The organism is Pseudomonas sp. H3_E07, assembly GCF_054668895.1.
Map to the genome: position 1 here is coordinate 3,720,419 of NZ_CP162795.1, position 26,074 is coordinate 3,746,492.

Consider the following 26,074-nt stretch of genomic DNA (forward strand, 5'->3'; position numbering starts at 1 on the left):
TAACGCAGACAGGGGTTTTGTTTTGGGCGGTCGGAAAGACAGCTCACATCGCAATTCCGCCAACAACTGCCCACAGTGCTAAAGTCGCACCCTCGATTTTCGCTTTTCCCAAGGAAGCCGTTATGCCGGATGCGACGTCCCTCAGCGCTGGATTCATGGTGGTTCACGGCAATCGCCTGGACGAACTGCGCAGCCTGGTGGTCAGCTGGATGCGCCGCTACCCCCTGGCTCCCCTGGAAAACGAAATCGCCCTGGTCCAAAGCAACGGTATCGCCCAGTGGCTCAAGCTGGCCCTGGCGGAAGATCCGGAAGACGACGACATGGGGGGTTGCGGCATCGCCGCCGCCATCGATGTTCAACTACCCGGCAGCTTTATGTGGCAGCTCTACCGTATGGTCTTGGGAAAAGATGAAATTCCGCCCAAATCCCTGCTCGATAAAGCCCCGCTGACGTGGCGCCTCATGCGCCTGCTTCCGGAGCTTATCGATCAACCGCACTTCGAACCACTCCAGCGCTTTCTCACCCACGACACCGATTTGCGCAAACGCTACCAACTCGCCGAGCGTCTGGCTGACCTGTTCGACCAATATCAGGTCTACCGTGCCGATTGGCTCGAAGACTGGGCTGCCGGCCGCCACCAGCTGCGCAACGGTCGAGGCGAATCCAAGCCACTCAACCCTGCCAACTGCTGGCAAGCCGAACTATGGCGAGCACTGCTGCTGGATGTTGGTGAAGAAGGCATGGCCGAAAGCCGCGCCGGCGTTCATCAGCGCTTTATCGAGCGCATCAATACACTGGAAAAAGCGCCCGGGGGCCTGCCATCCCGAGTCATCGTTTTCGGCATCTCCTCGTTGCCCGCCCAGGCACTGGAAGCCCTCGCCGGCCTCGCGCGATTCAGCCAAGTTCTGCTCTGCGTGCACAACCCTTGCCGCCACCATTGGTCTGACATCGTCGCCGACAAAGACCTCCTGCGTAACGAATACAAACGCCAGGCGCGCAAAGGCGGTATGCCGGTCACCATCGACCCACAAACCCTGCACCAGCACGCCCACCCGCTACTGGCCGCCTGGGGCAAACAAGGCCGTGACTACATCAGCCTGCTGGACAGCTACGACGACCCCAATAGCTACCGCGCTGCATTCCGCGATGGCCGCATCGACCTGTTCAGCGACAGCGAGCCCACCACACTGCTCAATCAACTCCAGGACGACATCCTGGAGTTGCGTCCACTCAATGAAACACGCGAGCTATGGCCTGCTGTCGACCTGCAACGTGATACCTCGATTCGCTTCCACATCGCCCACAGCGCGCAGCGCGAAGTGGAAATTCTCCACGACCAACTGCTCCAACGCTTCAGTGCCGACCCCTCGCTGCGCCCGCGGGATGTCATCGTCATGGTCCCGGATGTCGACAGCTATGCGCCGCACATCCGCGCCGTGTTCGGCCAACTCGAACGCAATGACCCACGCTTCATCCCGTTCACCCTGACCGACCAAGGCCAACGCGGCCGTGACCCGCTGCTCATCGCCGTCGAACACCTGCTGAAACTGCCCGACAGCCGCTTCCCAGTCAGCGAGATCCTCGATCTGCTCGACGTGCCGGCCCTGCGCGAACGCTTCGCCATCAAGGAGCGCGACCTGCCCACGCTGCATCGCTGGATCGAAGGCGCCGGCATCCGCTGGGGGCTCAACGCCGAACAACGTGCCGGTCTGGGCCTGCCAAAAGAACTGGAACAAAACAGCTGGCGTTTCGGCCTGCGCCGCATGTTGCTCGGTTACGCCGTCGGCACCGGCGCCGCGTGTGATGGTATCGAGCCCTACGACGAAATCGGTGGCCTTGATGCGGCGCTCATCGGCCCTTTGGTCGCTTTGCTCGACGCACTCAGCGATGCGCATCAAGCGTTATCACTGCCGGCTTCACCGACGCAATGGGGCGAGCGCTTGCAACGCCTGATACAACTGTTCTTCCTACCCAGCAGCGAGCACGATGACTACCTGCTGGGCCAACTCGAACAACTCAGGGAAACCTGGCTGGAAACCTGCGAATCCGTCGGCCTGCAAGACGAATTACCTCTCACAGTGGTCCGCGAGGCCTGGCTTGCGGGGCTGGACCAAGGTCGCCTGTCCCAACGCTTCCTCGCCGGGGCTGTCAATTTCTGCACTCTGATGCCCATGCGTGCGATCCCGTTCAAGCTCGTTTGCCTGCTCGGCATGAACGACGGTGATTACCCGCGCGCGCAACCACCGCTGGACTTCGACCTGATGGGCAGCGACTACCGCCCAGGCGACCGCTCACGCCGTGAAGACGACCGCTACCTGCTGCTCGAAGCCCTGCTTTCAGCACGTGACCAGCTCTACGTCAGTTGGGTCGGCCGCAGCATCCGCGACAACAGTGACCGCCCAGCGTCGGTACTCATCGGCCAACTGCGTGACCATCTCGCCAGTGGCTGGCACCTGGCAAACAGTGACATACCGCTGATCGAAGCCATGACCCAAGAGCATCCGCTGCAACCGTTCAGCGCCCGCTACTTCCATGAAGGCGATGCGCTGTTCAGCTACGCGCGCGAATGGCAGTTGCTTCATGAAGCCTCCGATGCCCTCCCGACAGAACACGACCTGGCTCCCCACCAACAGGAAGAACCCCTGAGTCTCGGCCAGCTCCAAGACTTCCTGCGCAACCCGGTCAAACACTTCTTCAGCCAGCGCCTGAAAGTATTCTTCGAAGCCGCCGAAGTCCCGCTGGCCGACGAAGAGCCCTTCGTTCTTGACGCACTGCAACGCTACAGCCTGAGTGACAGCCTGCTGAACGCCGCGCTCACCCGACCCGATCAGCTCGACCAGACCCTGAACGCCCAGGCCCTGCGCCTGCAAGGCAGTGGCCTGTTGCCGATGGTTGGTTTCGGCGAATGCCTGCGCAACGAACTGATCGAGCCTTTACCCGATCTGTTGCGACGCTATCAGCAATTGCTCGCCCTCTGGCCTACCCCGCACACCGGTGCCGAACCGGTCAGTTTTGAGCATCACGGCGTGCAGTTGGAAGGCTGGATCAGCGGTCTGCATCGACGCAGTGATGGCGGGTTGCTAAGCGTTACCACCATTCCCAACAGCATCGGCTCGATCAAGACCCGCAAGTGGCATCGCCTGATTCGCCCTTGGGTCAATCACCTGGTTGCCTGTGCGTGCGGTCTGCCGCTGAGCACCGGCTTGGTGGCCAGCGATGACACCCTGCTGCTGCCGCCTCTGGATAAAGCCAATGCCCAGGAAGTCCTCGGCCACTTGCTGCTGGCCTGGCATGCCGGAATGAGCAAACCGTTGCCCGTGGCCGTCAAAACCGCTTTCGCGTGGCTCAGCCAGACCGACCCCGTCAAGGCCGAAGCAGCCGCAGTTAAAACCTACGAAGGTGATGGGCTCAACAACGAAGGCGAACGCCGCGAAACGCCGGCGCTCACCCGGCAATTCCCCGATTACGCCACACTCATCGCCAGTGAAGAATTCGAAGGTTGGTGCGAAACCCTGTATCGCCCGCTGCTCAACGCCCCGTGGCGATCACTCACCGGCGAGGAGGCCAGCGCATGACCAGCAGACCCTTGGCCCTGGCCTTTCCGCTCAAAGGCAGCCAGCTGATTGAAGCCAGCGCCGGTACCGGAAAGACCTTCACCATCTCCGCCCTCTACCTGCGCCTGGTCCTCGGCCACGGGGGCGATGAATCAAGCTTTGGCCGCGAACTGCTGCCGCCGCAGATCCTGGTGGTGACCTTCACCGATGCCGCCACCAAAGAACTGCGCGAACGCATCCGCATCCGCCTGGCCGAAGCCGCTCGTTTTTTTCGCGAAGAGATTGAACAGCCAGACGCCCTGATCGCCGATCTGCGCGCGGATTACCTACCCGAACAATGGCCTGCCTGCGCCAACCGCCTGGACATCGCCGCCCAGTGGATGGACGAAGCCGCCGTCTCGACCATCCACAGTTGGTGTCAGCGCATGCTGCGCGAACATGCGTTCGACAGCGGCAGCCTGTTCACCCAGACCCTGGAAACCGACCACAGCGATTTGCTCGGCGAAGTGTTGCGCGATTACTGGCGGCTGTTCTGCTACCCGATGCATGACGACGCACTCAACTGGGTGCGCAGTCACTGGGGTGGACCTGCTGCGTTGATGCCACGGGTACGCGCGTTGTTCGGCAGCGAGCGGCCGACGGATGAAACCCGCGAGCCCGCAGAACTGATCACGGCTTGCCTGCAAGAGCGCCGCGAAGCGCTGACAACCCTCAAGGCGCCTTGGCAACAATGGGCCACTGAGCTGCGCGACATCTGCCTGCAAGCCGTGGCCGCCAAAGCCGTCGACGGGCGCAAGATGCAGGCGCGCTACTTCGAACCCTGGTTCGAAAAAATCAGTGCCTGGGCTGCTGACGAAACCCTCGAACAACTCGACATCGGCACCGGCTTCACGCGCCTGACGCCTGACGGCATGGCCGAAGCCTGGAAAGGCGAGCCACCGCAGCATCCTGGCATCGACGCCATGGCCGGTCTCAAGGCGGCTCTCGATGCGCTGCCGACCCCCGACGCTGCCGTGTTGCAACACGCCGCCGGCTGGGTGGGCAAACGCTTTGAAGAAGAAAAACGCCGTCGCGCCGAAATGGGGTTCGACGACATGCTCATCCGCCTCAACGCCGCGCTGCAAGCCGACGGCGGCGAACGCCTGGCCAGTGTGGTCCGCGAGCAATTCCCGGTGGCCCTGATCGACGAGTTCCAGGACACCGACCCGGTGCAATACAGCATCTTCGACAGCATCTACCGCATTGAAGAAAACCACCTCGACAGTGGCCTGTTCCTGATCGGCGACCCCAAGCAAGCGATCTACGCCTTCCGTGGCGCCGATATCTACACCTACCTGCGCGCCCGTCAGTCCACCACCGGCCGCCACCACACGTTGGGCACCAACTTCCGCTCCAGCCACGCGATGGTCGAGGCAGTGAACCATGTGTTTCAGCGTGCGGAAACGGGCCGTGGTGCATTCCTGTTCCGCGAGCCCGATGGTGTAAACCCGGTGCCGTTCCACTCGGTACTGTCCCAGGGGCGCAAGGAACAATTGCAGGTCGGTGGGCAAACGCTGCCCGCGATGAACCTCTGGCATTTACCCACCGACCAGCCGGTTTCCAACGTAATTTATCGTCAGCAGCTGGCGGCCGCCTGTGCCACGCACATTGTTGAGTTGCTCAACGGCGGGCAGCAAGGCAGCGCAGGTTTCCTACAACCGGACGGCAGCTTCAAAGGTGTACGCCCGTCAGACATCGCGATCCTTGTGCGCGACGGCAAGGAAGCCCAAGCCGTACGCGGCGAATTGGCCGCCCGTGGAGTGCGCAGCGTCTACCTGTCCGACAAGGACTCCGTCTTCGCCGCACAGGAGGCCCACGACCTGCTGGCTTGGCTCAAGGCTTGCGCCGAGCCGGATGTCGAACGCCCGCTGCGCGCCGCTCTGGCCTGCGTCACGCTCAACCTGTCACTGGCAGAACTGGAGCGCCTGAACCAGGACGAGCTGGCGTGGGAAAGCCGCGTCATGCAGTTCCGTGGCTACCGCACGATCTGGCGCACCCAAGGCGTGCTGCCGATGCTGCGTCGCCTGCTGCACGACTTCAAGCTGCCGCAAACCCTGATCGCACGCAGTGACGGTGAGCGTGTGCTGACCAACCTGCTGCACCTCAGTGAACTGCTGCAACAGGCAGCTTCTGAACTTGATGGCGAGCAGGCACTGATCCGCCATTTGGCCGAGCACCTGGCACTTTCCGGCCAGGCGGGCGAAGAACAAATCCTGCGCCTGGAAAGTGATGAACAACTGGTCAAGGTCGTGACCATCCACAAATCCAAGGGCCTGGAATACGACCTGGTTTTCCTGCCCTTCATCTGCTCAGCCAAACCCGTGGACGGTAGCCGATTGCCCCTTCATTACCATGATGAAAACGGCAAATCCCACGTCAGCCTGCGCCCTACGCCTGAGCTGATCGCCCAGGCGGACAACGAACGGCTGGCCGAAGACCTGCGCCTGTTCTACGTAGCCCTGACCCGCGCCAAGCATGCGTGCTGGCTGGGTATCGCCGACCTCAAGCGCGGCAACAGCAACAACTCCGTACTGCACCTGTCGGCGCTGGGCTATTTGCTTGGCGCAGGAGCATCACTGGGTGAGTCCGCCGGCTTGGCGCGCTGGCTCTTGGACCTTCAAGAAGGGTGCACGGCAATCCACTATGGCCAGGTGCCCGAAGCGCAAGACAACCTCTTCCACCCACCCCGCAACGAAGCCACGCTGCGAGCGCCCCTCCTGCCCAAACGCAAGGCTGCAGAAAACTGGTGGATTGCTTCCTACAGCGCCTTGCGCATCGGCGACAGCATGAGCGCCGCCACCCTCGAAGCACCGGAAAGCCCGCAGGCCCAAAAGCTGTTTGATGACGAACGCCTCGATCCCGACGCACCGCGCGAAGTGGCGGCATCCGGCGGCGACATTCACCGTTTCCCACGCGGCCCTAACCCAGGGACCTTCCTGCACGGCCTGCTGGAATGGGCAGGGGAGGACGGATTCAACGTCACGCCCGAGGCGATCGAAAAGGCCGTGGGCGCCCGCTGCAACCGGCGCAACTGGGAAGGCTGGATCATTACCCTCAGCAGCTGGCTCGGCCACCTGCTGCAAACGCCATTGCCTGTGAATAACAGCCACGTCTCCCTCAGTGGTTTGCAGCAGTACCAGATCGAGATGGAATTCTGGTTCGCCAGCCACAAGGTCGACGTACTCGCCCTCGACAAGCTGGTCTGCCAATACACCCACAACGGTGTATCCCGCGTCGCCGCAGAGCCGGTGCTGCTCAACGGTATGTTCAAGGGCTTCATCGATTTGACCTTCGAACATGACGGCCGCTATTACGTGGCCGACTACAAATCCAACTGGCTGGGCCCCGACGATTCGGCCTACACCTTTGATGCCATGGAACAGTCGATCCTTGATCATCGGTACGACCTGCAATACGTGCTTTACCTGTTGGCCCTGCACCGCCAACTCAAGGCGCGCCTGCCGGACTACGACTACGACCGCCATGTCGGCGGTGCGTTGTACATTTTCCTGCGGGGTACGCAGTCCGCGAGTCAGGGTGCGTATTTCACCCGACCGCCGCGGGAATTGATTGAAGGCCTGGACCTGCTGTTCCAGGGCAAGCCCATCCCGCCCAAGGTTGAGCCCGCCTGGGAACAAGGAGTGTTGTTATGAGCCTGTTGCCGTTACCGCTGGAGGAACTGACGCCCCTCAGCCGCGCCGCCGACCTGGTGCAATTACTGGAACGTTGGGTCGACCGTGGCTGGTTGCGTGCCTTGGACAAAGCCTTTGTCGGTTTCCTGCACGAGCTTGATCCACAGGCGGACCCGCTGGTGCTACTGGCCGCCGCGCTGACCAGCCATCAATTGGGCCACGGCCATGTCTGCCTTGACCTGTTCGAAACCCTCAAGGCGCCGGATTTCGCCCTGTCGTTGCCGCCTGAAGGCGACCTGCAAACCGGCGCCATGCTGCTGCCGTCGCAGTTGCTCGACGGCCTGGACGGCGCCCACTGGTGCCACGCGCTGGCCGCCAGTCACTTGGTGGCGTTGGCAGTCGATGGCCGCGAATCCGCCCAAAGTCGCCCTTTGGTACTCTCCGGCAAGCGCCTGTACCTGCGCCGCTACTGGACCTACGAACGGCGCATCGACACCGCCCTGCGCCTGCGTCTCGCTACTCAGGAGAGTGTCGCCGCTGATTTGCCGCAGCGCCTCAACAGCCTGTTCGACCAACCACCGCCCGACGGCGTGATCGACTGGCAAAAACTCGCCTGCGCGTTGGCCACTCGCGGCGCATTCAGCATCGTCACCGGCGGCCCCGGCACTGGCAAGACCACCACCGTGGTGCGCTTGCTCGCGCTGTTGCAGGCGCCGGCTGTGGACGTCGGCAGCCCACTGCGCATTCGCCTGGCCGCGCCCACCGGTAAGGCCGCCGCACGCCTCACCGAGTCCATCAGCCAACAAGTGCTGTCGCTGAAAGTGCCTGACAGCGTGAAGGAAAAAATCCCAACCCAGGTCACCACCGTCCACCGCCTGCTGGGCAGTCGTCCGGGCACGCGGCATTTTCGTCATCACATCGGCAACCCATTGCCGCTGGATGTGCTGGTGGTGGACGAAGCCTCAATGATCGACCTGGAAATGATGGCCAACCTGCTCGACGCCTTGCCGCCCCATGCACGCCTGGTGCTGTTGGGCGACAAGGACCAACTGGCGTCGGTAGAAGCGGGCGCCGTGCTCGGTGATTTGTGCCGCGACGCCGAAGCCGGTTTCTACAGCGCCGAGACGCGCCAATGGCTGCAGGCCGTCAGCGGTGAAGACCTCAGCGCCAGCGGCCTGCAGGAAGACCTCGACGGCAGCCATCCCCTGGCCCAGCAAGTGGTGATGCTGCGTTACTCGCGACGTTTCGGCGAAGGCAGTGGCATCGGCCAACTGGCGCGCTGGGTCAACCAGCAAAACCCTGAAGAAGCCCGCAAACTGTTTGCTGCGCGCAGTCACGATGATCTGTTTTGCGTCAGTCTCAAGGGCGAACACGATCACGCCCTGGAACGCCTGGTGCTGGACGGGCAGGGCGAGGGTGCCGAGGGCTATCGCTATTACCTCAACCTGTTGCAAAGCGCGCGTCCGTCGCCGGAAACACCGCGCGAAAGCGACGCCTGGACCCACTGGGCGCAACAACTGCTGCAAGCTTTCGACGCGTTCCAACTGCTCTGCGCGGTACGCAAAGGCCCCTGGGGCGTGGAAGGCCTGAACCTGCGCATCACCGCCGCCCTGCGCAAGGTACGGCTGATCGACGGCGACGAACAATGGTACGAGGGGCGCCCGGTGCTGATGACCCGTAACGATTACGGCCTGGGCTTGATGAACGGTGACATCGGCATCGCCCTCAAATTGCCCGAAAGCGACGGCGGTCCCCAGGTGCTGCGCGTGGCTTTCCCGCGTAACGACGGCCAGGGCGGCGTGCGTTTTGTGTTGCCCAGCCGTCTGAACGATGTGGAAACCGTGTACGCCATGACCGTGCATAAGTCCCAGGGCTCGGAATTCACGCATACCGCGCTGATCCTGCCGGATGCGTTGAGCCCGGTGCTCACTAAAGAGCTGATCTATACCGGCATCACTCGGGCCAAGCGTTGGTTCAGCCTGATCGAGCCCCGAGGCGGCGTGTTTGAAGAAGCCGTCAGGCGTAAGGTCAAGCGTTTGAGTGGGTTGATGCTGGAGTTGGGTCACGAATCAGAAAAAACTGACTGACAGCTCATGCAATATTTCTTATTCAGGCGTCTGATTTTTCTGAAAAAATAGCGAGCCCCGCCAACGCCCGTCTTCGTGGGGTTTTCCGCCGCTGTGCTATCGTTGCGGCATCATTTATAAAAACACCTGAGAGAATCGCTGCATGAACGTGGCTGTCGCGTCCACAGAGCGCAGTTTGAGCTGGAGACGCCTGCTACTGGTGGCGGTCCTGTGTGTGCTCGCGCCACACGCCTGCGCCCAGGCATCCGACCCTGCAGGCCTTGCCGCACACCGCGCCCAGGCGGTCACCCAAGTGGTACTGGGTATCCTCAGTTATGCGCGCTGGCCGGTAGAGCCTGCGCAATTGCGCCTGTGTATTGTTGGCCCGACCCAGTACACCGACGATTTGATCAAAGGCACCACCCAGGCCACCGGCCGTCCCGTCGTGGTTCAGCGCCTGCTGGCCAACCATCCGGATATCGTCAATGCCTGTGACGCGGTGTACATCGGCAAACTCAGTGCCGATGAGCGCAGCCAGCTGTTCACGTCGTTGATCGGCCATCCGGTACTGAGCATCAGCGAAGGTGGCGACCAATGCACGGTGGGCAGTCTGTTCTGTCTGCGGGTGAGCGATGAGCAGGTTTCGTTCGAGGTCAACCTCGACTCCGTCGCCCGCAGCGGTGTACGCATTCACCCGAGCGTGCTGCAGTTGTCCCGTCGCCGAGCGCCTGCGTCATGACCGTTGTCAAAGTGCGGCCGACCCTGGGTTCCGTCATCGGCCGAGGGCACCTGATCCTGGCGCTGGTGGCCGTGACCCTGGCGAGTGTCTCTCTGACCTTGCTCGGGGTGCTGGCGTTGCGGGTCTATGCCGAGCACAACCTGCACCTGATCGCACGTTCCATCAATTACACCGTGGAAGCGGCGGTGGTGTTCAACGACAGCGCGGCGGCCACCGAAGCCCTCAGCCTGATCGCCTCCACCGAAGAAGTGGCCGAGGCCGAAGTCTTCGATGTCAACGGCACGTTGTTGGCGAAGTGGATACGCCCGGAAACCGGCATGCTTTCTCGGGTCGAGCTGGAGCTGGCGCATACCCTGCTCGAACAACCCATCAGCCAGCCGATCCTGCATCAAGGCCAAGTCATCGGCAGCACCCACCTCACCGGTCACGGCGGCAGCTTGCTGCGCTTCCTGCTCAGCGGCCTGGCCGGGATCCTCATCTGCACTGCGCTCAGCGCGTGGATCGCCCTGCACCTGGCGCGGCGCCTGTTGCGCGGCATCACCGGCCCGCTGCAAAGCCTCGCCGCCGTGGCCCACGCCGCGCGCAGTGAACGCGACTTCGACCGCCGCGTACCCCCGGCAAAAATCGCCGAACTCGACAGCCTGGGCAGTGACTTCAACGCCTTGCTCGGCGAGATGGAAGCCTGGCAAAGCCATCTGCAAAGCGAAAACGAATCCCTCGCCCATCAGGCCAACCACGACAGCCTCACCGGCCTGCCCAACCGTGCTTTTTTCGAAGGCCGTTTGATTCGGGCGCTGCGCAGTGCGGCCAAGGCCAAAGAACAGGTGGCGGTGCTTTACCTCGACAGCGACCGCTTCAAAGAGATCAATGACAGCTTTGGCCACGCCGCCGGCGATGCAGTCCTCGTCGCCGTCGCGGAGCGCGTGCGTGCGCAATTGCGTGAAGACGACCTGGTGGCGCGCTTGGGCGGCGATGAGTTCGCCATCCTGCTGGCGCCGTTGCACAAGGCGCAAGACGCCGAGCGTATTGCCGACAAGATCATCGCCAGCATGGACCTGCCGATCCCCGTGCCTGGCAACACCCAGGTACTGACGTCCCTTAGCATCGGCATCGCCATCTACCCCGATCATGGTGCCACCCCAGGTGCCTTGCTCAATGCCGCCGACGCGGCGATGTACCAGGCCAAACGTTTGTCTTCGGGCGGCCAGCAAACGGCGGAGTCGGAGCACTCGGCCGCCAACGTTCAACACAGGAGCTGACACCTTGTTCTCGACCGCGCGTTTCATGTTTATCACCCTGCTCGTGGCACTGCTCGCCCTTGGCGGCTGCCAGACGCCGCCGCCCAAAGGCCTGACCCCAGCGCAAGTGGCCGTCCTCAAGCAGCAGGGCTTCGAGCTGACCGATGACGGCTGGGCATTCGGCCTGTCCGGCAAAGTGCTGTTCGGCAGTGACGTCGAGACGCTCAACCAACCCAGTACCGAGATCGTCCAGCGTATCGGCAAAGCCCTGCTGGGCGTGGGTATCGAACGCGTTCGCGTCGACGGCCACACCGACGCGTCGGGCAAGGAAACCTACAACCAGCAACTGTCCCTGCGCCGTGCCAAAAGTGTGGCGACGGTGTTGACCGGCGTGGGCATGAAAGAAGAAAACATCCAGCTGCGCGGGCTGGGCAGCAGCCAGCCAGTGGCGTCCAACGACACAGTGGCGGGACGCACCGAAAATCGGCGGGTGTCGATTGTGGTGATCGCGGACTGAGCCCGTCCTACCGACCTCAATGTAAAACCCAATCAACTGTGGGAGCTGGCTTGCCGGCGATAGCGGTGTCTCAGTACGGGATGTACTGACTGACACACTGCCATCGCCGGCAAGCCAGCTCCCACAGTGGGTTTTGCGGTGCCTGGCTACAGCGTTCGCTTACCGGCCCGATGTCATCGCCTGCGTTGACGCACCATCACCGTATCTCAGCAAAGATCGTCAAGCATGTTTCCTGTAGGAGAAGTCTGCCATGACGAATCTTGATGGCTAGGCTGACGAAGTTTCGCTTTTTCGCAAAGGGTGGGCTTAGTTAAATGGCCGCTCCAAGTAACCACCGTAAAGGACTGCGATGAGCATAAACGTCAGTAACTTCCGCCAAGAGGTTTTTAAAACTAGGCTTTCACACAGTGCTTTTAATGAGCTGTTGAGCGCAAGAGCGTTGTTCGAGTCTGAAAGTCAGGGAATTCGATTCGATACCAAAGCCGCGCACATCAATCCTCTACAATCACCCGTCCTGAGCAAGGAGCTAGATAGAATCCGAACCATGATCGATCATGAAAGCCATGTTTTGATTCTTGATGGCTTTAAGGTCGACAAACTTTCGAGTTTCAAATCGCTGATATGGACATTTGGTTCTCTACTCGGTGTGCCAATGGTGCAGAACCATCTCGGTCATAAGGTGATTGAGGTTTATGACAGGGGCGGTAAGAGCATTGAAGATGGTGCGAGATACCATCAAACCCGCCAAGGTGCCTATGTGCACAACGATGGAGTGAGCGACCCGTTGCCTATCGATTACTTGATCCTGGCGTGCGGACAAAAAGCGCTTTTGGGAGGTGAGAGCATTCTGATTGATGCAAGCGCGGTATACGCGGAGCTGATGGCGTTTCCAGAAATACTGGAAGAACTTAAATGCGACTTCTTTTTTGAAAACCGCGGCATGTCAGATGAGGAGCAGTTGTTCAAAGCGCCTATCCTGAGTTTTTCCGATGAAGGTATTCCACTGGTCAGATACTTTCGCGTCTACATTGAGTCCGCTCACCTTAAGGCGGGAGTGCCATTAACCATGGCCCAATCCCAAGCGCTAGACTTTCTGGACACCGTTCTCGATCAGTCATCGGTTCAGCATCGAGTGTTGCTGGAACCAGGGCAGGTACTCATTTCAGCCGATAACAAGTTTCTCCATACCCGCACGCACTTTATAGATATGAATATTCCACGTTGTGTGATTGATGATGGCGAGTCCTTGAACGATCTAAATCGCTACATGCTACGGATGTGGTTACGCAAACAATGATGCCTCGAGGCGCCTAACTTACATCCCCCCTCTATCCGCCATAAGCCGAACCCCATGGAAAACTCCGATATCGCGATCACGCTGGTCCTGATCTCTGCCTTTATGCACGCCACTTGGAACGCCGTAGTCCGTGCCGGTAGCAGTCGCTTCATGACCTTGGCCATGGTGGATGGCACCGCGCTGGTGATATGCCTGTTGGCGTTGCCGCTTGTCAGTGTACCGAGCCTGGAAGTAGGGGGTTATATCCTCGTCTCCGTGGTACTCAATACGGTCTATCGATTATTTCTGATCAAAGCGTACGAAACGGGTGACTTCGGTCAGGTTTACCCGGTGATGCGTGGGGTACCGCCGGTATTGGTCGCGCTGTTTTCCTACTTTCTGTTGCATGAACAGTTGTCAGTTCAGGCACTGGTGGGTGTGTCGCTGATATGTGTGGGAATTATCAGCCTGACCTTTGTGCGTCGGATGACGGCGCAGATGTTCAAGCCGATCCTGATGGCGGTGTGCGCTGGAGCGTTTATCGCGTCTTACACTGTAGTGGACGCCAAAGGTGTAAGAACCAGTGAGACGGTGTTGCAGTACATCGTCTACCTGACGGTGTTCCAGAGTATTCCGATCCCACTGCTGGCGTTTTCCAAAGAGCGCTCGGCTTTGGCTCAAGCGATACGTGGGCACTGGCGAGTCGGCCTATTAGGCGGCGTTTTTTACTTGGCGTCCTACGCATTGGTGTTGTTTGCATTGTCGCTGGACGCGGTGGCCAAGGTCTCAGCGCTGCGGGAAACCAGTGTTATTATCGGCGCCATTATTGCCGCGCTGTTCTTTCATGAACGGTTCGGTTGGCGACGGATGCTGTCGGCATTCGTCATTGTTAGCGGGATCATCTTGATCAAAGTGAGCACCTGATGGCTCAGCGTCCGCCTCCCACACCGATGCTTCAAGCGTTCGTCAGCGCTGCGCAAACCGGTAGTTTTGCGCGTGCGGCTTCTGACCTTAACCTCACTGCCAGCGCCATTAGTCATCAAATTGCAGGCTTGGAGGAATGGTGGGGCGTGCAGTTGTTTGAGCGGCATTCACGCGGCGTCAAGCTGACGCCAGCGGGGCAAGCCTTGTTGCCGGTTACCGATGGCTTTTTCAAGGCGCTGGATGGGGTACTGCAATCGCTCAACCCCGGTAAATCCCGACCGTTGTACCTCTCGTGCACGTCTTCTCTCTGCTCGACGTGGCTAATCCCCAGGATGCATGGGTCGCACACAGAGGCCTCGTTCAACCTCGATCTGGTGTTGACTAGCGCCGATATGAACAGCACCAGCCTGGAAGCTCATCAATACGATGTCGCGGTGGTGATGGGGTACGGCGATTATCCGGATCACCATGTTGAATTGCTGATGTGCGACGCGGTATTTCCCGTTTGCTCGCCAGAATTTCTGCGGTTGAAGGGGGATATTTCACTGGAGGATGTCGCCCGGTACCCGCTGATTCATCGGGTGGACGATCAGGTGTGTCCGGGGTGGGAAAGCTGGTTTGCGTTTCAGGGGTTGGCGGCGCCGCCTTATCACCATGGGCCGCGATTTCCGGATTCGAGCCTGGCGATCAGTCTGGCGGTGAAGGGCACAGGCATTGCACTGGGCAGGACTGCGTTGGTATATGACCTATTGGCAGACGGCGCGTTGGTTGCGTTGAAAAGCCCCGTGATGATGTCGCCAGCGGCGTACTACATCATCTGTCAAAACGGCCGGCAGTTAGAGCCGGATATCGCTCGGTTGATTGAATGGCTCAAGACCAGTGCGAATAAGTTTTTGCGCGAAGTTCGGGCTCGGTATCCGCAAATTGCCGGGGCTGGTGCGATTTAAATGTAGGAAGGAGCAAGGCTCCTCCCGCATTCGAACGGTATTCGCTTACCGGCCCGGAGTCATCGCCTGCGTCAGGTCATCTACCACGGCCTTGCCCATTTCACACAGGTAATGCGCAGCCCATGCGTATTGCTCGCCGCGGACATCCATGGCGGCTTCCATCGCGAGTTTCTTGGAGTAAAAAAGTAGGGTGGAGGCGTGTTCCAAAGCTTCCTCAATCGGCATGCCGGCGTTGACGCGGAACAGGGGTTTTTGGTTTTCGCCGTAGTCTCCGAAGGTGACGACGCCGAGGGTGGAGATGGAGGAGATCGGTGGGTCGGGGACGATTTTAGTCATGACGATTGCTCTCTGCTGAAGTAGAGCCGCCACATCACATCGCTAAACATGAAGAGGGTGGCAGCTGTGTGCAGGTTAGCGATCCGGGCCAGGAGCACCCCGGGTAGACTCGAAGGTCTCCAGCACACAGCCACCATAAAACGTTAAAAGCGGGCAAACGCCGGCTGATAGTGTTGGGAGCGGTGACACGCCTGAAGCCCGGATCGCTAAACCCGATCGCTGATGTACAGCGAAGTCAGGAGGCTAGTGACCCAGACGATAGGGCGCAATAGGGTGGAGAGTCTCTAGGAAACGTCCTGCAATTTAAAGCGAATCGTCGTTGATGGCCCTTTAATCCGCAAACCGTATCTCCCGCGTCTCCCCCATCAACAACCCCTGATTCTGCTCAGTCACCTCGCGGATGTAATCCCACAACAACGTAATCCGTTTCAGCTTCCTCAAGTCCTCTCGGCAATACATCCAGAACTGCCGCGTAATCGTAATCTGCTCCCCCAGCACTGGCAGCAGCCGTGGATCCTGCGCCGCGAGAAAACACGGCAATATCGCCATCGACCGCCCTTGCTGCGCCGCCACGTACTGCGCGATCACGCTGGTACTGCGTAGGCTGGCGCTGGCGCCGGGCACCACGTTCGCCAGGTACAGCAGCTCCGAACTGAACGCCAGGTCATCCACATAGCTGATAAACGGATGCTCGGCCAAATCGGCGGGTTTGCGGATGGGCGGGTGTTGGTCCAGATAGCCCTGGGTCGCGTACAGCTGCAGTTTGTAGTCGCACAGTTTGCAGCACACATAGGGCCCGTGTTCCGGGCGCTCCAAGGCGATGACGATGTCGGCTTCGCGCTTGGACAGGCTGATGAAGTGGGGCAGGGGCAGGATGTCCACCGAGATGGCCGGGTAGGTGTCGACGAAGTGGCTCAACTGCGGAGTGACGAAGAAGCTGCCGAATCCTTCGGTGCAGCCCATGCGCACGTGGCCGGACAGCGCCACGCCGGAGCCGGAGACTTGCTCGCAGGCCATGTGCAGGGTGCTTTCGATGGACTCGGCATAGCCCAGCAAACGTTGGCCTTCGGTGGTGAGGACGAAGCCGTTGGTCCGGGATTTTTCGAACAGCAGGGTGCCGAGGGACACTTCCAGGGAACTGATACGCCGCGACACCGTGGTGTAGTCCACCGCCAGGCGCTTGGCGGCCACGCTGGCCTTGCGGGTGCGGGCCACTTCGAGGAAAAACTTTAGGTCATCCCAGTTCAGGGAGCCCAGCGACGTGATGTTTTTTTGCATATTGGTCCGGCTTTTATGTGCGTTCTTATTAGAGATTTGCACATCTATACTCCAAAAACTGTCCGAACGCCTCATTCCCAAGGCGGTTTACGCGCCTTGTCTCTGCATAACTACAAGATTCTGGAGACCACATGAACGCATCTGCCGATATTTCCGTGCAACAGGTCAAGTTGCTGATCAACGGCGAGTGGGTCGAGTCCAAGACCACCGAATGGCAAGACATCGTTAACCCGGCCACTCAAGAGGTGCTGGCCAAAGTCCCGTTCGCCACTGCCGATGAAGTCAACGCTGCCATCGACGCCGCCCATCGCGCCTTCCAGACCTGGAAGCTGACGCCGATCGGCGCGCGCATGCGCATCATGCTCAAGCTGCAAGCCTTGATCCGCGAACATTCCAAGCGCATTGCCGTGGTGCTCAGCAATGAGCAGGGCAAGACCATTGCCGATGCCGAGGGCGATATTTTCCGTGGCCTGGAAGTGGTCGAACACGCTTGTTCCATCGGCACCCTGCAAATGGGCGAGTTCGCTGAAAACGTTGCCGGTGGCGTCGATACCTACACCCTGCGCCAACCCATCGGCGTGTGCGCCGGCATCACCCCGTTCAACTTCCCGGCGATGATTCCGCTGTGGATGTTCCCAATGGCCATCGCCTGCGGTAACACCTTCGTCCTCAAACCGTCCGAACAGGACCCGCTGTCGACCATGCTGCTGGTGGAACTGGCGCTTGAAGCCGGTGTGCCGGCCGGCGTGCTCAACGTGGTGCACGGTGGCAAGGATGTGGTGGATGCGCTGTGCACCCATAAAGACATCAAGGCCGTGTCCTTTGTTGGCTCGACGGCTGTGGGCACTCACGTCTACGACCTGGCCGGCAAACACGGCAAGCGTGTGCAATCGATGATGGGTGCCAAGAACCACGCGGTGGTACTGCCCGATGCCAACCGCGAACACACCCTCAATGCTCTGGTCGGTGCTGGTTTCGGCGCAGCGGGCCAGCGTTGCATGGCCACCTCGGTGGTGGTGCTGGTGGGCGCGTCCAAGCAGTGGCTGCCGGACCTCAAGGCGCTGGCGCAGAAGCTCAAGGTCAACGCGGGCAGCGAAGCCGGTACCGATGTGGGCCCGGTGATCTCCAAACGCGCCAAGGCACGTATCCTGGAGCTGATCGAAAGCGGCGTGAAAGAAGGCGCCAAGCTGGAACTGGACGGCCGCGACATCAAGGTGCCGGGCTTCGAGCAAGGCAACTTTGTCGGCCCGACCCTGTTCTCGGGCGTGACCCCGTCCATGCAGATCTACACCCAGGAAATCTTCGGCCCGGTGCTGGTGGTGCTGGAAGTGGCGACCCTCGATGAAGCCATCGCGCTGGTCAACGCCAACCCCTTCGGCAACGGCACCGGCCTGTTCACCCAGAGCGGTGCGGCGGCGCGCAAGTTCCAGAGCGAAATCGACGTGGGTCAGGTCGGTATCAACATCCCGATCCCGGTGCCGGTGCCGTTCTTCAGCTTCACCGGTTCGCGCGGTTCCAAGCTGGGCGACCTCGGCCCGTACGGCAAGCAAGTGGTGCAGTTCTACACCCAGACCAAAACCGTCACCAGCCGCTGGTTCGATGACGATACGGTCAACGATGGCGTCAACACCACCATCAACCTGCGCTGATACCGGGAGACGATCATGAAGATTGCATTTATCGGCTTGGGCAACATGGGCGCACCCATGGCCCGCAACCTGATCAAGGCCGGCCACGCGCTGAACCTGTTCGACTTGAACCAGACGGTACTCAAGGAGCTGGCCGAGCTTGGCGGCACTGTCAGCGACTCACCGCGTGATGCGGCGAAAGGCGCGGAGCTGGTGATTACCATGCTGCCGGCGGCGGCGCATGTGCGCAGCGTGTGGCTGAATGAAGACGGCGTTTTGGCCGGCATCGGCAAAAGCGTACCGGCGGTGGATTGCAGCACCATCGACCCGCAAACCATCCGCGACGTAGCGGCTGCTGCGGCCAAGCAAGACGTGGCCGTGGCCGACGCGCCGGTCTCCGGCGGCACCGGCGGCGCCCAGGCCGGCACGTTGACCTTCATGGTCGGCGCCAACCCGGAACTGTTCGCCACCCTGCAACCGGTGCTGGCGCAAATGGGCCGCAACATCGTGCACTGCGGTGAGGTGGGCACCGGGCAAATCGCCAAGATCTGCAACAACCTGTTGCTGGGCATCAGCATGGTCGGCGTCAGCGAAGCCATGGCCCTGGGCGATGCACTGGGTATCGACACGCAAGTGCTGGCGGGAATTATCAACAGCTCCACCGGGCGTTGCTGGAGTTCCGACACCTACAACCCATGGCCGGGCGTGATTGAAACCGCGCCGTCGTCACGTGGCTACACCGGCGGGTTCGGTGCCGACCTGATGCTCAAGGATTTGGGCCTGGCCACTGAAGCGGCGCGCCAGGTGAAGCAGCCGGTGATCCTGGGCGCCGTGGCCCAGCAGTTGTATCAATCGATGAGCCAGCGTGGGGAAGGGGGCAAGGACTTCTCGGCGATTATCAACAGCTATCGCAAGCCCAAATAGGGCGTTTTCCGGGGGCCCGCCTGTGGTGGGCTCCCGGTTTTTTGCGGCTCAAGCAAACACAAAATACTTACGCACTGTTTCGACCACTTCCCACGTCCCCTTCATCCCCGGCTCCACCACGAAGATATCCCCAGCCCGCAAGTGAATCGGCTCCAGGCCTTCCGGCGTGATGATGCAGTAGCCTTCCTGAAAGTGGCAGTATTCCCACTTCACATAGTCCACGTACCACTTGCCCGGGGTGCAGATCCAGGTGCCCATGATCTTGCTGCCGTCTTCGCTGGTGTAGGCGTTAAGGTTGACGGTGTGCGGGTCGCCTTCGAGTTTTTCCCACTTGCAGGCATCCAGGACCGGCAGGGGGTGGGTGTCGCGCAGTACGGTAATGGGCTTGGACATGATGTCTCCAGGGCAGGGAATGGAAAGATCCACCCTAAGGCCTCGGGCGTTGCGCCAGTGGTCTGAACTCGACATCGGGATGCCCAGAAGCGCAGGGGAGTGCGACTCTTTGGGCACCGTGCAGTCCATGTGGGAGCGGGCTTGCTCGCGAATGCGGTGTGTCAGCCACACATACATTGACTGACTTATCGCATTCGCGAGCAAGCCCGCTCCCACATTGGTTCTTCAGTGGCTGAGCCACCGTGCCGGAATGATATATCTAAGCGCCTACACGCCCATTCTTCGCAGTAAGTGCGAAAGATTTCCTGCTTCACGCCAGAATTCGCAAGAAAATTCGCAGCCGGCCCTCGTATCATTCACTCCAGTAACCGCCAAGAGCCTTGAAATGAACCCAATAAAAACGTGGTGGGATATCAGCCCGCCCTTGAGTACGGCGACCCCGACCTGGCCGGGGGATACGCCGTTCCAGGAAGAGCGCGTGTGGCAGTTCGGCCCGGAGTGCCCGGTGAATGTCGGGCGTATCACGCTGTCGCCACATACCGGCGCCCACGTGGATGCGCCGCTGCACTACAGTGCGGACGGCGCGCCGATTGGCGAGGTGTCGTTGGACGTGTACATGGGCCCGTGCCGGGTGTTGCATTGCCTGGACAGCGGCGCGCTGGTGCAGCCGCATCAGCTGGAAGGCCGTGTGGATAAGTTGCCCGAGCGTGTGCTGCTGCGCACTTATCCACAAGCGCCACTGACTGAATGGGATTCGAACTTCACCGCCGTCGCCCCGCAAACCATTGAGCTGCTGGCGAGCCTGGGCGTGCGCTTGATTGGTATCGACACCCCATCCCTGGACCCGCAGCAGTCCAAGACCATGGATTCCCACAACGCCGTGGCGCGCCATGGCATGGCGATTCTCGAAGGCATCGTGCTCGATGATGTACCGGAAGGCGACTACGAACTGATCGCCCTGCCGCTGCGTTTTGCCAACCTCGATGCCAGCCCGGTCCGCGCAATCCTGCGCCCGCTCAAGGAGCCCACGCGATGAGCCAATGTCCTTTCTCTGCCGACTACCAACCGCCTGAAGAGTGGCACAACGCCGAACTGAATTTTTCCGAGTCCATGAGCTACGGCGATTACCTGGACCTGGGCAAAGTCCTCAGCGCCCAGCACCCGCTGTCGCCGGACCACAACGAAATGCTCTTCATCATCCAGCACCAGACGTCCGAGCTGTGGATGAAGTTGATGCTCCACGAGCTCAAGGCCGCCCGCGAACACGTGCGCCTGGGCGAGCTGCCGCCGGCGTTCAAGATGCTGGCGCGGGTGTCGCGGATCTTCGATCAACTGGTGCACGCCTGGGCGGTGCTGGCGACGATGACGCCGTCGGAGTACAAGTCGATCCGCCCGTTCCTGGGGCAATCGTCGGGGTTTCAGTCGTTCCAGTACCGCGAGATTGAATTTATCCTCGGCAATAAGAGCGCGGCGCTGTTGCGGCCCCACGCCCATCGGCCGGAGCTGTTGAACGAGTTGAAAGTGGCGATTGCCACGCCGTCGCTGTATGACGAGGCGATCAACCTGATGATCCAGGCCGGCCTGGCGATTGATCCGAAACGCGCCGAGCGCGACCCCACGGCGGCGACGGTTCACGATGAATCGGTGGAGGCGGCGTGGCGCGAGGTGTATCGCGATCCGAGCCGGTATTGGGACCTGTATCAGTTGGCCGAGAAGTTTATCGACCTGGAGGACTCGTTCCGTCAGTGGCGCTTCCGCCATGTGACGACGGTGGAGCGGATCATCGGCTTCCAGCCCGGCACTGGCGGCACGGAAGGTGTGGGGTATTTGCGCAAGATGCTCGATACCGTGCTGTTCCCCGAACTCTGGCGAGTCCGCTCCACGCTCTAAGCAAAAAGCCCCGGATTACCGGGGCTTGTTGTTTTGACATGCAATCAACTGTGGGCGCTGGCTTGCCTGCGATGGCATCCTCTGGGTCTTACTGTAAACCGAGTCGCCTGTATCGCGGGCAAGCCCGGCTCCCACACAAGCCGGGCTCCCACAGGTATCACTGTGCGTTGACGACCGCGTGACTTCTGCGGACCCGCAACCGATACGCCACGTAGATAATCCCCACCCACACCGGCATCGCATACACCGACTCGCTGATGCCTGGAATCGCCAGCATCACGCTGATGATCATCACCATGAACGCCAGGCACAGGTAGTTGCTGAACGGGAACCAGAAGGTTTTGAACGACGGCGTCACGCCTTGTTCACCCATGGCTTTGCGGAACTTGATGTGGGTGATGCTGATCAGCGCCCAGTTGATCATCAGCGAGGCAACCACCAGCGCAAACAGCAACTCCAGGGCACTCTGCGGCGCCACGTAGTTGACCACCACGCACAGCATCGTCACCAACGCCGAAATCGCCAGGGCGCGGATTGGCACGCCTTGCTTGTTGAGCTTCATCAGCGATTTGGGGGCGTCGCCTTGCTCGGCCAGGCCGAACAACATGCGGCTGTTGCAGTACACGCCGCTGTTGTACACCGACAGCGCCGCGGTCAGCACCACGAAGTTGAGGATGTGTGCGGCGGTGTCGTTACCGATCAGCGAGAAGATCTGCACGAACGGGCTACCGCTGTAGGCATCGCCCGACGCGCCGAGGGTTTGCAGCAGTTGGTCCCACGGGTACAGCGACAGCAGCACGGTCAGGGCGCCGACGTAGAAAATCAGGATCCGGTAGACCACTTGGTTGATCGCTTTCGGGATCACTTTACGCGGCTCGCTGGCTTCGGCGGCAGTGATGCCCACCAGCTCCAGGCCACCGAACGAGAACATGATGAACGCCATGGACATCAACAGCCCCATGCCGCCATTCGGGAAGAACCCGCCGTGGCTCCACAGGTTGCTCACCGAGGCTTGCGGGCCGCCGGTGCCGCTGAACAGCAGGTAGCAGCCGAGCACGATCATGCCGACAATCGCTACCACTTTGATGATCGCAAACCAGAACTCGGTTTCACCGAAGAACTTCACGTTCAGGGTGTTGATCAAGTTCACTGCGACAAAGAACACCAGCGCACTGACCCAGGTTGGAATGTCCGGCCACCAGAACTGGATGTACTTGCCCACGGCCGTCAGTTCAGCCATGCCCACCAGGACGTAAAGGACCCAGTAGTTCCAGCCCGCCAGGAAGCCTGCGTAGCCGCCCCAGTATTTGTGGGCGAAGTGGCTGAACGAGCCGGCCACCGGCTCTTCGACGATCATCTCACCGAGCTGGCGCATGATCAGGAACGCAATGAAACCGGCAATCGCGTAACCCAGGATCATCGACGGCCCCGCCGACTTGAGCACCCCGGCCGAGCCGAGGAACAACCCCGTGCCAATCGCCCCTCCCAAGGCGATCAGCTGAATGTGCCGGTTCTTCAGGCCACGCTTGAGGCCTACCGGGTTAACCATGTCATCCGCCATTAACATTCCCTTCTACTTGTTTTTCTCAGGGTTGAGTGCACGCCGCATCAGCCCCTCAGAAGTGCTGAGGGGTCAGATATTACTCTGCGTAAACTTTTCGTAATACAACTGAACGCCATCAAGTGCCTGATCCGCCAGCCATTGCTGGATGGATTCGACCATTGGCGGGGGGCCGCACAGGTACATATCCGCCGAACCGTCCCGCAATTCGGCCAGGTCGAAATGCTCGGTGAGGTAGCCGCGTTTACCAGACCACTCTTCTGAAGGTGCGCTGAGCACTTCGGTGTAGCGCAAGTTTGGGATTTTCGCGGCATAGGCCCGTATGCGCGCTGCTTCGCATAAGTCCTCGGCACCGCGCACGCCGTAGTAGAGGTGCACCGGTTGCTCGCAACCAATGGCGGCCAGTTGGTCGAGCATACCCAGCAAGGCCGATAACCCGGTGCCGCCCGCCACCAGCACCAGTGGCTGCGTGACGTGGCGCAGGTAGAAGGCGCCGAGTGGCGCTTCCATCAACAGCTCGTCACCCACCTGGCAGCGCTCGCGCAGGTAATTGCTCATCACCCCTTCGGGCAGCAGACGCACCAGGAATTGCAGGTGATTGCCTGGCAGGTTGGCGAAGGAATAGGACCGCCAACTGTCCGTGCCAGGCACTGACAGGCGCGCGTATTGGCCGGGCAGAAAATCCAGCGCCTGATCCAACTGCACCTGCAGGATCGCCGTGCTGGCTGACACCTGCTCCACTGCGCTCACGGTGCCCTTTACCTGAACCGGGCCGGGCGCATTGCACAGGCTCGAATCAAAGTCGAAGTAAAACGTAGCGTCGGACTTCACCCGCGTCTGGCAACTGAGCATCTTGCGCTGTTGCAGGTCGAGGCTGGACAGGGCTTCTTCGTCCACATAGTCCTGGCTGTAATCGCCAGACTCGCAACGACCCTGGCAAGTACCGCAGACGCCTTCGCGGCAATCCAGGGGGATCTTGATGCCGTTGCGCAGCGCGGCATCCAGCAGGATTTCGTTGGCACCCACCGGAAAGAACAGGGTCTTGCCGTCGGCAAAACTGAAGGCCACTTTGTGATTCATGTGTTGCTCTCCGCGTATGTATGACGCGCGCACCCTGTGGCGAGCGGACTGGCCAAAAAGGCGCGTTTAAAGATGATAAAAATCCAGCACCGAGTTGATGGTGTCGTTGAGCAGCAGCGCATGCTTGCGGGTGATCAACCAACTGTCGCCATCGGGTTTCAGGCGATAGGTGGCGTGGCCATAGAACTGCTCCGACGTGGCCAGGCGATAGAACAGCGTGTGCCAGTTCAGTCGCACCTCCAGCGTGCCATCCGCCAGCTCGGCGATGCGCACGTTGTTGATCAGGTGCAAGGTGCGTGGCATTGGTGTAGCCGACGCGGCTTTGCCGGTGCGCAAGCGGAACACGCGGTCTTCCAGGCCCGAGCGGTTGGCGTAATAGATCAACGACATCTCGCGCTTGGGGTCGCGGGTGTAGACGTGCTCCGAGTCCCACTGCGGCAGGTGGAACTCGCTCTGCGGGTCGAACAACTGCACATAGGCGTCCCAGTCCTGGGCGTCGCACAGCTCGGATTTGCGGTAGAAGAACTGCTCGATCTGATACTGCAATTGCGCATTCATCACTTCACCTCCCGCAGTGTCAGCGCTTGCCTGTCCAGGCCATTGAGCAGGAACTGCTGCCAGTTGCGATGCTGGTTCACGTAGAGGCCTTCATGGGTGAATTCGGTGCTGGTCATGGCCGGCTGGATGCCGATGGCTTCGCTGTTCGGCGTGGGCCCGGTTTCCCAGCGGTGGCTGCCGCGTGAGATGTCGCTCCAGCGCTCCAGGCGGCCCTGGAACCCGCGCTGGGCTTCGCGAAATTCCACCAGGTCGTCCGGCGTGCCCATGCCCGATACGTTGAAGAAGTCCTCGAACTGGCGAATACGGTTTTCGCGGTCCGCGTCGGATTCGCCCTTCACCCCCAGGCATTGGCTGATGATCTCGGTCTTGTTCCACGCCACCGGGCGGATGATGCGCAGTTGCGAGCTGATCTGGTCGAGGAAGAACAGGCTCGGGTAGATATTCAAGTTGCGCAGGCGGTGCATCATCCACTCGGCTTTTTGTTGGCCGTGTTCTTCCACCAGGCGCGGCATGATGGTCGCGTAGCCGGAACGCACGCTGGGGTTGGGCATGTCGCTGAACAACACACTGTGGCCATTGTTGAAGGCGAACCAACCGTCGTCGGTGTTTGCATCACCCGCGCCGAGTTTGCTGTAGTCCAGGGTGCTGCCTGCGCCCGCGCCATTCTCCGTGTTCACCTGCTGGCGATGCTGCACCGTGGCCACGTAGTTGTAGTGCACAGTGCTGACGTGATAACCGTCCAGGCCGTTTTCGTTCTGTAGCTTCCAGTTGCCGTCGTAGGTGTAGGCGGATTTGCCTGGCAGCACTTCCAGCTCGCCGGTGGCGGACTGGGCGACCATCATGTCGAAGAACACTTTGGCGTCACCCAGGAAGTCTTCCAGGCTGTCGGTGCCAGCCACATCCAGGCTGATGAACACGAAGCCTTTGTAGCTCTCGATACGCGCCTTTTTCAGCCCGCGCGTGGCCTTGTCGAAACCATCCGGGTACTCCCCCGGCGCCTTGACCTTTACCAGCCGGCCGTCGCTCTTGTAACACCAGGCATGGAACGGGCAGGTGAAAGTGGACTGGTTACCCTTGCCGACCCGCGTCAGGGTGGTGCCGCGATGCTGGCAGGCGTTGATCAGCGCATTGAGTTGGCCTTCGCCGTCGCGGGTGATGATCATCGGCTGGCGCCCGGCGCGCATCGTGACGAAGTCGTGGTTATTCGCCAGTTCGCTTTCGTGGCAGGCGTAGATCCAGTTCTTTTCGAAGATCAGTTCCATCTCCAGATCGAACAGCTGCGGCTCGGTGAACATGTCGCGGGCGATACGGAACACTTCATCCGCCGGGCGAAAATCCAGACAACCTTCGATAAATGTTTTCCACTGCTCGACGCTTCTTGCACCACTCATGGGAGGCACCTTTTTGATAGGGGCTAATCGGTGGTCCATTAGAGGCAGCGGGGCGGGGTGCGGGCTATCCGCTTAGTGGGGGAACCTGCGCCGGATAATTGGG

20 protein-coding genes are annotated in these 26,074 nt (G+C 60.6%); 13 read left to right on the forward strand and 7 right to left on the reverse strand.

Translation table 11 applies throughout. From position 1 onward, the window contains the following. Nucleotides 1-122 precede the first annotated feature (122 nt). The 9 genes from recC (at nt 123) to AB4O08_RS17060 (ending at nt 14,932) form a co-directional block, all read left to right on the forward strand. Nucleotides 123-3,575, forward strand: a complete 3,453-nt coding sequence (gene recC / locus AB4O08_RS17020) for an exodeoxyribonuclease V subunit gamma (RefSeq protein ID WP_460114233.1) — start codon at nt 123-125, stop codon at nt 3,573-3,575. Beyond that, the gene (gene recB / locus AB4O08_RS17025; RefSeq protein WP_198832233.1) at nt 3,572-7,246 is read left to right on the forward strand and encodes an exodeoxyribonuclease V subunit beta; all 3,675 of its coding nucleotides are present in this window, start codon (nt 3,572-3,574) and stop codon (nt 7,244-7,246) included. The genes recC and recB overlap by 4 nt, the downstream gene beginning before the upstream one ends. Continuing rightward, nucleotides 7,243-9,312, forward strand: a complete 2,070-nt coding sequence (gene recD / locus AB4O08_RS17030; RefSeq protein ID WP_106120068.1) for an exodeoxyribonuclease V subunit alpha — start codon at nt 7,243-7,245, stop codon at nt 9,310-9,312. The genes recB and recD overlap by 4 nt, the downstream gene beginning before the upstream one ends. A gap of 142 nt (nt 9,313-9,454) precedes the next feature. Continuing rightward, nucleotides 9,455-10,030 carry a YfiR family protein gene (locus AB4O08_RS17035; RefSeq protein WP_010206546.1) on the forward strand — a complete coding sequence of 192 codons (576 nt, stop codon included), beginning with the start codon at nt 9,455-9,457 and terminating at the stop codon, nt 10,028-10,030. Then, nucleotides 10,027-11,289: a diguanylate cyclase domain-containing protein gene (locus AB4O08_RS17040; protein WP_010206545.1), complete on the forward strand. Its 1,263-nt coding sequence runs from the start codon at nt 10,027-10,029 to the stop codon at nt 11,287-11,289. Before AB4O08_RS17035 ends, AB4O08_RS17040 begins: the two co-directional genes overlap by 4 nt. A 4-nt stretch (nt 11,290-11,293) precedes the next feature. Further along, nucleotides 11,294-11,785, forward strand: coding sequence for an OmpA family protein (locus AB4O08_RS17045; protein WP_010206544.1), 492 nt, complete (start codon nt 11,294-11,296; stop codon nt 11,783-11,785). 349 nt (nt 11,786-12,134) lie between these two features. Then, the gene (locus AB4O08_RS17050; RefSeq protein ID WP_198832235.1) at nt 12,135-13,082 is read left to right on the forward strand and encodes a TauD/TfdA family dioxygenase; all 948 of its coding nucleotides are present in this window, start codon (nt 12,135-12,137) and stop codon (nt 13,080-13,082) included. A 54-nt stretch (nt 13,083-13,136) separates the two neighbouring features. Further along, on the forward strand, nt 13,137-13,985 hold the full coding sequence (locus AB4O08_RS17055) for an EamA family transporter (protein ID WP_010206542.1): 849 nt from the start codon (nt 13,137-13,139) through the stop codon (nt 13,983-13,985). Beyond that, complete coding sequence (locus AB4O08_RS17060; RefSeq protein WP_044287879.1) at nt 13,985-14,932, forward strand: LysR substrate-binding domain-containing protein; 948 nt, start codon at nt 13,985-13,987, stop codon at nt 14,930-14,932. The genes AB4O08_RS17055 and AB4O08_RS17060 overlap by 1 nt, the downstream gene beginning before the upstream one ends. Before the next feature lie 45 nt (nt 14,933-14,977). On the opposite strand, the gene AB4O08_RS17065 is transcribed toward AB4O08_RS17060, so the two are convergent. Further along, the gene (locus AB4O08_RS17065; protein ID WP_010206539.1) at nt 14,978-15,268 is read right to left on the reverse strand and encodes a DUF3077 domain-containing protein; all 291 of its coding nucleotides are present in this window, start codon (nt 15,266-15,268) and stop codon (nt 14,978-14,980) included. A gap of 330 nt (nt 15,269-15,598) precedes the next feature. Continuing rightward, nucleotides 15,599-16,546: a LysR family transcriptional regulator gene (locus tag AB4O08_RS17070; RefSeq protein ID WP_460114234.1), complete on the reverse strand. Its 948-nt coding sequence runs from the start codon at nt 16,544-16,546 to the stop codon at nt 15,599-15,601. Nucleotides 16,547-16,677: 131 nt separating this feature from the next. On the opposite strand from AB4O08_RS17070, the gene AB4O08_RS17075 reads away from it, so the two are divergent. Both AB4O08_RS17075 and mmsB read left to right on the forward strand, forming a co-directional pair. After that, nucleotides 16,678-18,195: a CoA-acylating methylmalonate-semialdehyde dehydrogenase gene (locus AB4O08_RS17075; RefSeq protein WP_015885874.1), complete on the forward strand. Its 1,518-nt coding sequence runs from the start codon at nt 16,678-16,680 to the stop codon at nt 18,193-18,195. Nucleotides 18,196-18,210: 15 nt separating this feature from the next. Further along, nucleotides 18,211-19,098, forward strand: coding sequence for a 3-hydroxyisobutyrate dehydrogenase (mmsB, locus tag AB4O08_RS17080; RefSeq protein WP_042571639.1), 888 nt, complete (start codon nt 18,211-18,213; stop codon nt 19,096-19,098). 48 nt (nt 19,099-19,146) lie between these two features. On the opposite strand, the gene AB4O08_RS17085 is transcribed toward mmsB, so the two are convergent. Continuing rightward, entirely contained in the window at nt 19,147-19,491 is a 345-nt protein-coding gene (locus AB4O08_RS17085) for a cupin domain-containing protein (protein ID WP_010206533.1), read from the reverse strand. A gap of 385 nt (nt 19,492-19,876) precedes the next feature. Here AB4O08_RS17085 and kynB point away from each other — a divergent pair, with 385 nt between their 5' ends. Next, the gene (gene kynB, locus AB4O08_RS17090) at nt 19,877-20,527 is read left to right on the forward strand and encodes an arylformamidase (protein WP_010206532.1); all 651 of its coding nucleotides are present in this window, start codon (nt 19,877-19,879) and stop codon (nt 20,525-20,527) included. Next, nucleotides 20,524-21,381 (forward strand): tryptophan 2,3-dioxygenase, encoded by an 858-nt coding sequence (gene kynA / locus AB4O08_RS17095; RefSeq protein ID WP_010206531.1) that lies wholly within the window; start codon nt 20,524-20,526, stop codon nt 21,379-21,381. Before kynB ends, kynA begins: the two co-directional genes overlap by 4 nt. 157 nt (nt 21,382-21,538) lie before the next feature. Here the strand turns inward: kynA and AB4O08_RS17100 are convergent, their stop codons facing one another. The 4 genes from AB4O08_RS17100 to antA all read right to left on the reverse strand — a co-directional run bounded on the left by AB4O08_RS17100 (nt 21,539) and on the right by antA (nt 25,971). Beyond that, nucleotides 21,539-22,942: an amino acid permease gene (locus AB4O08_RS17100; protein WP_010206530.1), complete on the reverse strand. Its 1,404-nt coding sequence runs from the start codon at nt 22,940-22,942 to the stop codon at nt 21,539-21,541. Between the two features lie 72 nt (nt 22,943-23,014). Continuing rightward, nucleotides 23,015-24,022: an anthranilate 1,2-dioxygenase electron transfer component AntC gene (antC, locus tag AB4O08_RS17105; protein WP_460114235.1), complete on the reverse strand. Its 1,008-nt coding sequence runs from the start codon at nt 24,020-24,022 to the stop codon at nt 23,015-23,017. Between the two features lie 66 nt (nt 24,023-24,088). Next, the gene (antB, locus tag AB4O08_RS17110) at nt 24,089-24,580 is read right to left on the reverse strand and encodes an anthranilate 1,2-dioxygenase small subunit (RefSeq protein ID WP_042571637.1); all 492 of its coding nucleotides are present in this window, start codon (nt 24,578-24,580) and stop codon (nt 24,089-24,091) included. Then, entirely contained in the window at nt 24,580-25,971 is a 1,392-nt protein-coding gene (gene antA / locus AB4O08_RS17115) for an anthranilate 1,2-dioxygenase large subunit (protein WP_460114236.1), read from the reverse strand. Before antA ends, antB begins: the two co-directional genes overlap by 1 nt. Between the last annotated feature and the right edge of the window lie 103 nt (nt 25,972-26,074).

Excerpts from the sequence above, each read along its gene's own strand:
- AB4O08_RS17040 (WP_010206545.1), top strand. The coding sequence starts at position 10,027 with ATGACCGTTGTCAAAGTGCGGCCGACCCTGGGTTCCGTCATCGGCCGA.
- AB4O08_RS17035 (WP_010206546.1), top strand. The coding sequence starts at position 9,455 with ATGAACGTGGCTGTCGCGTCCACAGAGCGCAGTTTGAGCTGGAGACGC.
- AB4O08_RS17100 (WP_010206530.1), bottom strand. The coding sequence starts at position 22,942 with ATGGCGGATGACATGGTTAACCCGGTAGGCCTCAAGCGTGGCCTGAAG.
- antC (WP_460114235.1), bottom strand. The coding sequence starts at position 24,022 with ATGAATCACAAAGTGGCCTTCAGTTTTGCCGACGGCAAGACCCTGTTC.
- AB4O08_RS17065 (WP_010206539.1), bottom strand. The coding sequence starts at position 15,268 with ATGACTAAAATCGTCCCCGACCCACCGATCTCCTCCATCTCCACCCTC.
- recB (WP_198832233.1), top strand. The coding sequence starts at position 3,572 with ATGACCAGCAGACCCTTGGCCCTGGCCTTTCCGCTCAAAGGCAGCCAG.
- AB4O08_RS17075 (WP_015885874.1), top strand. The coding sequence starts at position 16,678 with ATGAACGCATCTGCCGATATTTCCGTGCAACAGGTCAAGTTGCTGATC.
- recD (WP_106120068.1), top strand. The coding sequence starts at position 7,243 with ATGAGCCTGTTGCCGTTACCGCTGGAGGAACTGACGCCCCTCAGCCGC.
- antB (WP_042571637.1), bottom strand. The coding sequence starts at position 24,580 with ATGAATGCGCAATTGCAGTATCAGATCGAGCAGTTCTTCTACCGCAAA.
- AB4O08_RS17060 (WP_044287879.1), top strand. The coding sequence starts at position 13,985 with ATGGCTCAGCGTCCGCCTCCCACACCGATGCTTCAAGCGTTCGTCAGC.
- kynB (WP_010206532.1), top strand. The coding sequence starts at position 19,877 with ATGAACCCAATAAAAACGTGGTGGGATATCAGCCCGCCCTTGAGTACG.
- antA (WP_460114236.1), bottom strand. The coding sequence starts at position 25,971 with ATGAGTGGTGCAAGAAGCGTCGAGCAGTGGAAAACATTTATCGAAGGT.
- kynA (WP_010206531.1), top strand. The coding sequence starts at position 20,524 with ATGAGCCAATGTCCTTTCTCTGCCGACTACCAACCGCCTGAAGAGTGG.
- AB4O08_RS17070 (WP_460114234.1), bottom strand. The coding sequence starts at position 16,546 with ATGCAAAAAAACATCACGTCGCTGGGCTCCCTGAACTGGGATGACCTA.
- AB4O08_RS17055 (WP_010206542.1), top strand. The coding sequence starts at position 13,137 with ATGGAAAACTCCGATATCGCGATCACGCTGGTCCTGATCTCTGCCTTT.
- AB4O08_RS17050 (WP_198832235.1), top strand. The coding sequence starts at position 12,135 with ATGAGCATAAACGTCAGTAACTTCCGCCAAGAGGTTTTTAAAACTAGG.
- AB4O08_RS17085 (WP_010206533.1), bottom strand. The coding sequence starts at position 19,491 with ATGTCCAAGCCCATTACCGTACTGCGCGACACCCACCCCCTGCCGGTC.
- recC (WP_460114233.1), top strand. The coding sequence starts at position 123 with ATGCCGGATGCGACGTCCCTCAGCGCTGGATTCATGGTGGTTCACGGC.
- mmsB (WP_042571639.1), top strand. The coding sequence starts at position 18,211 with ATGAAGATTGCATTTATCGGCTTGGGCAACATGGGCGCACCCATGGCC.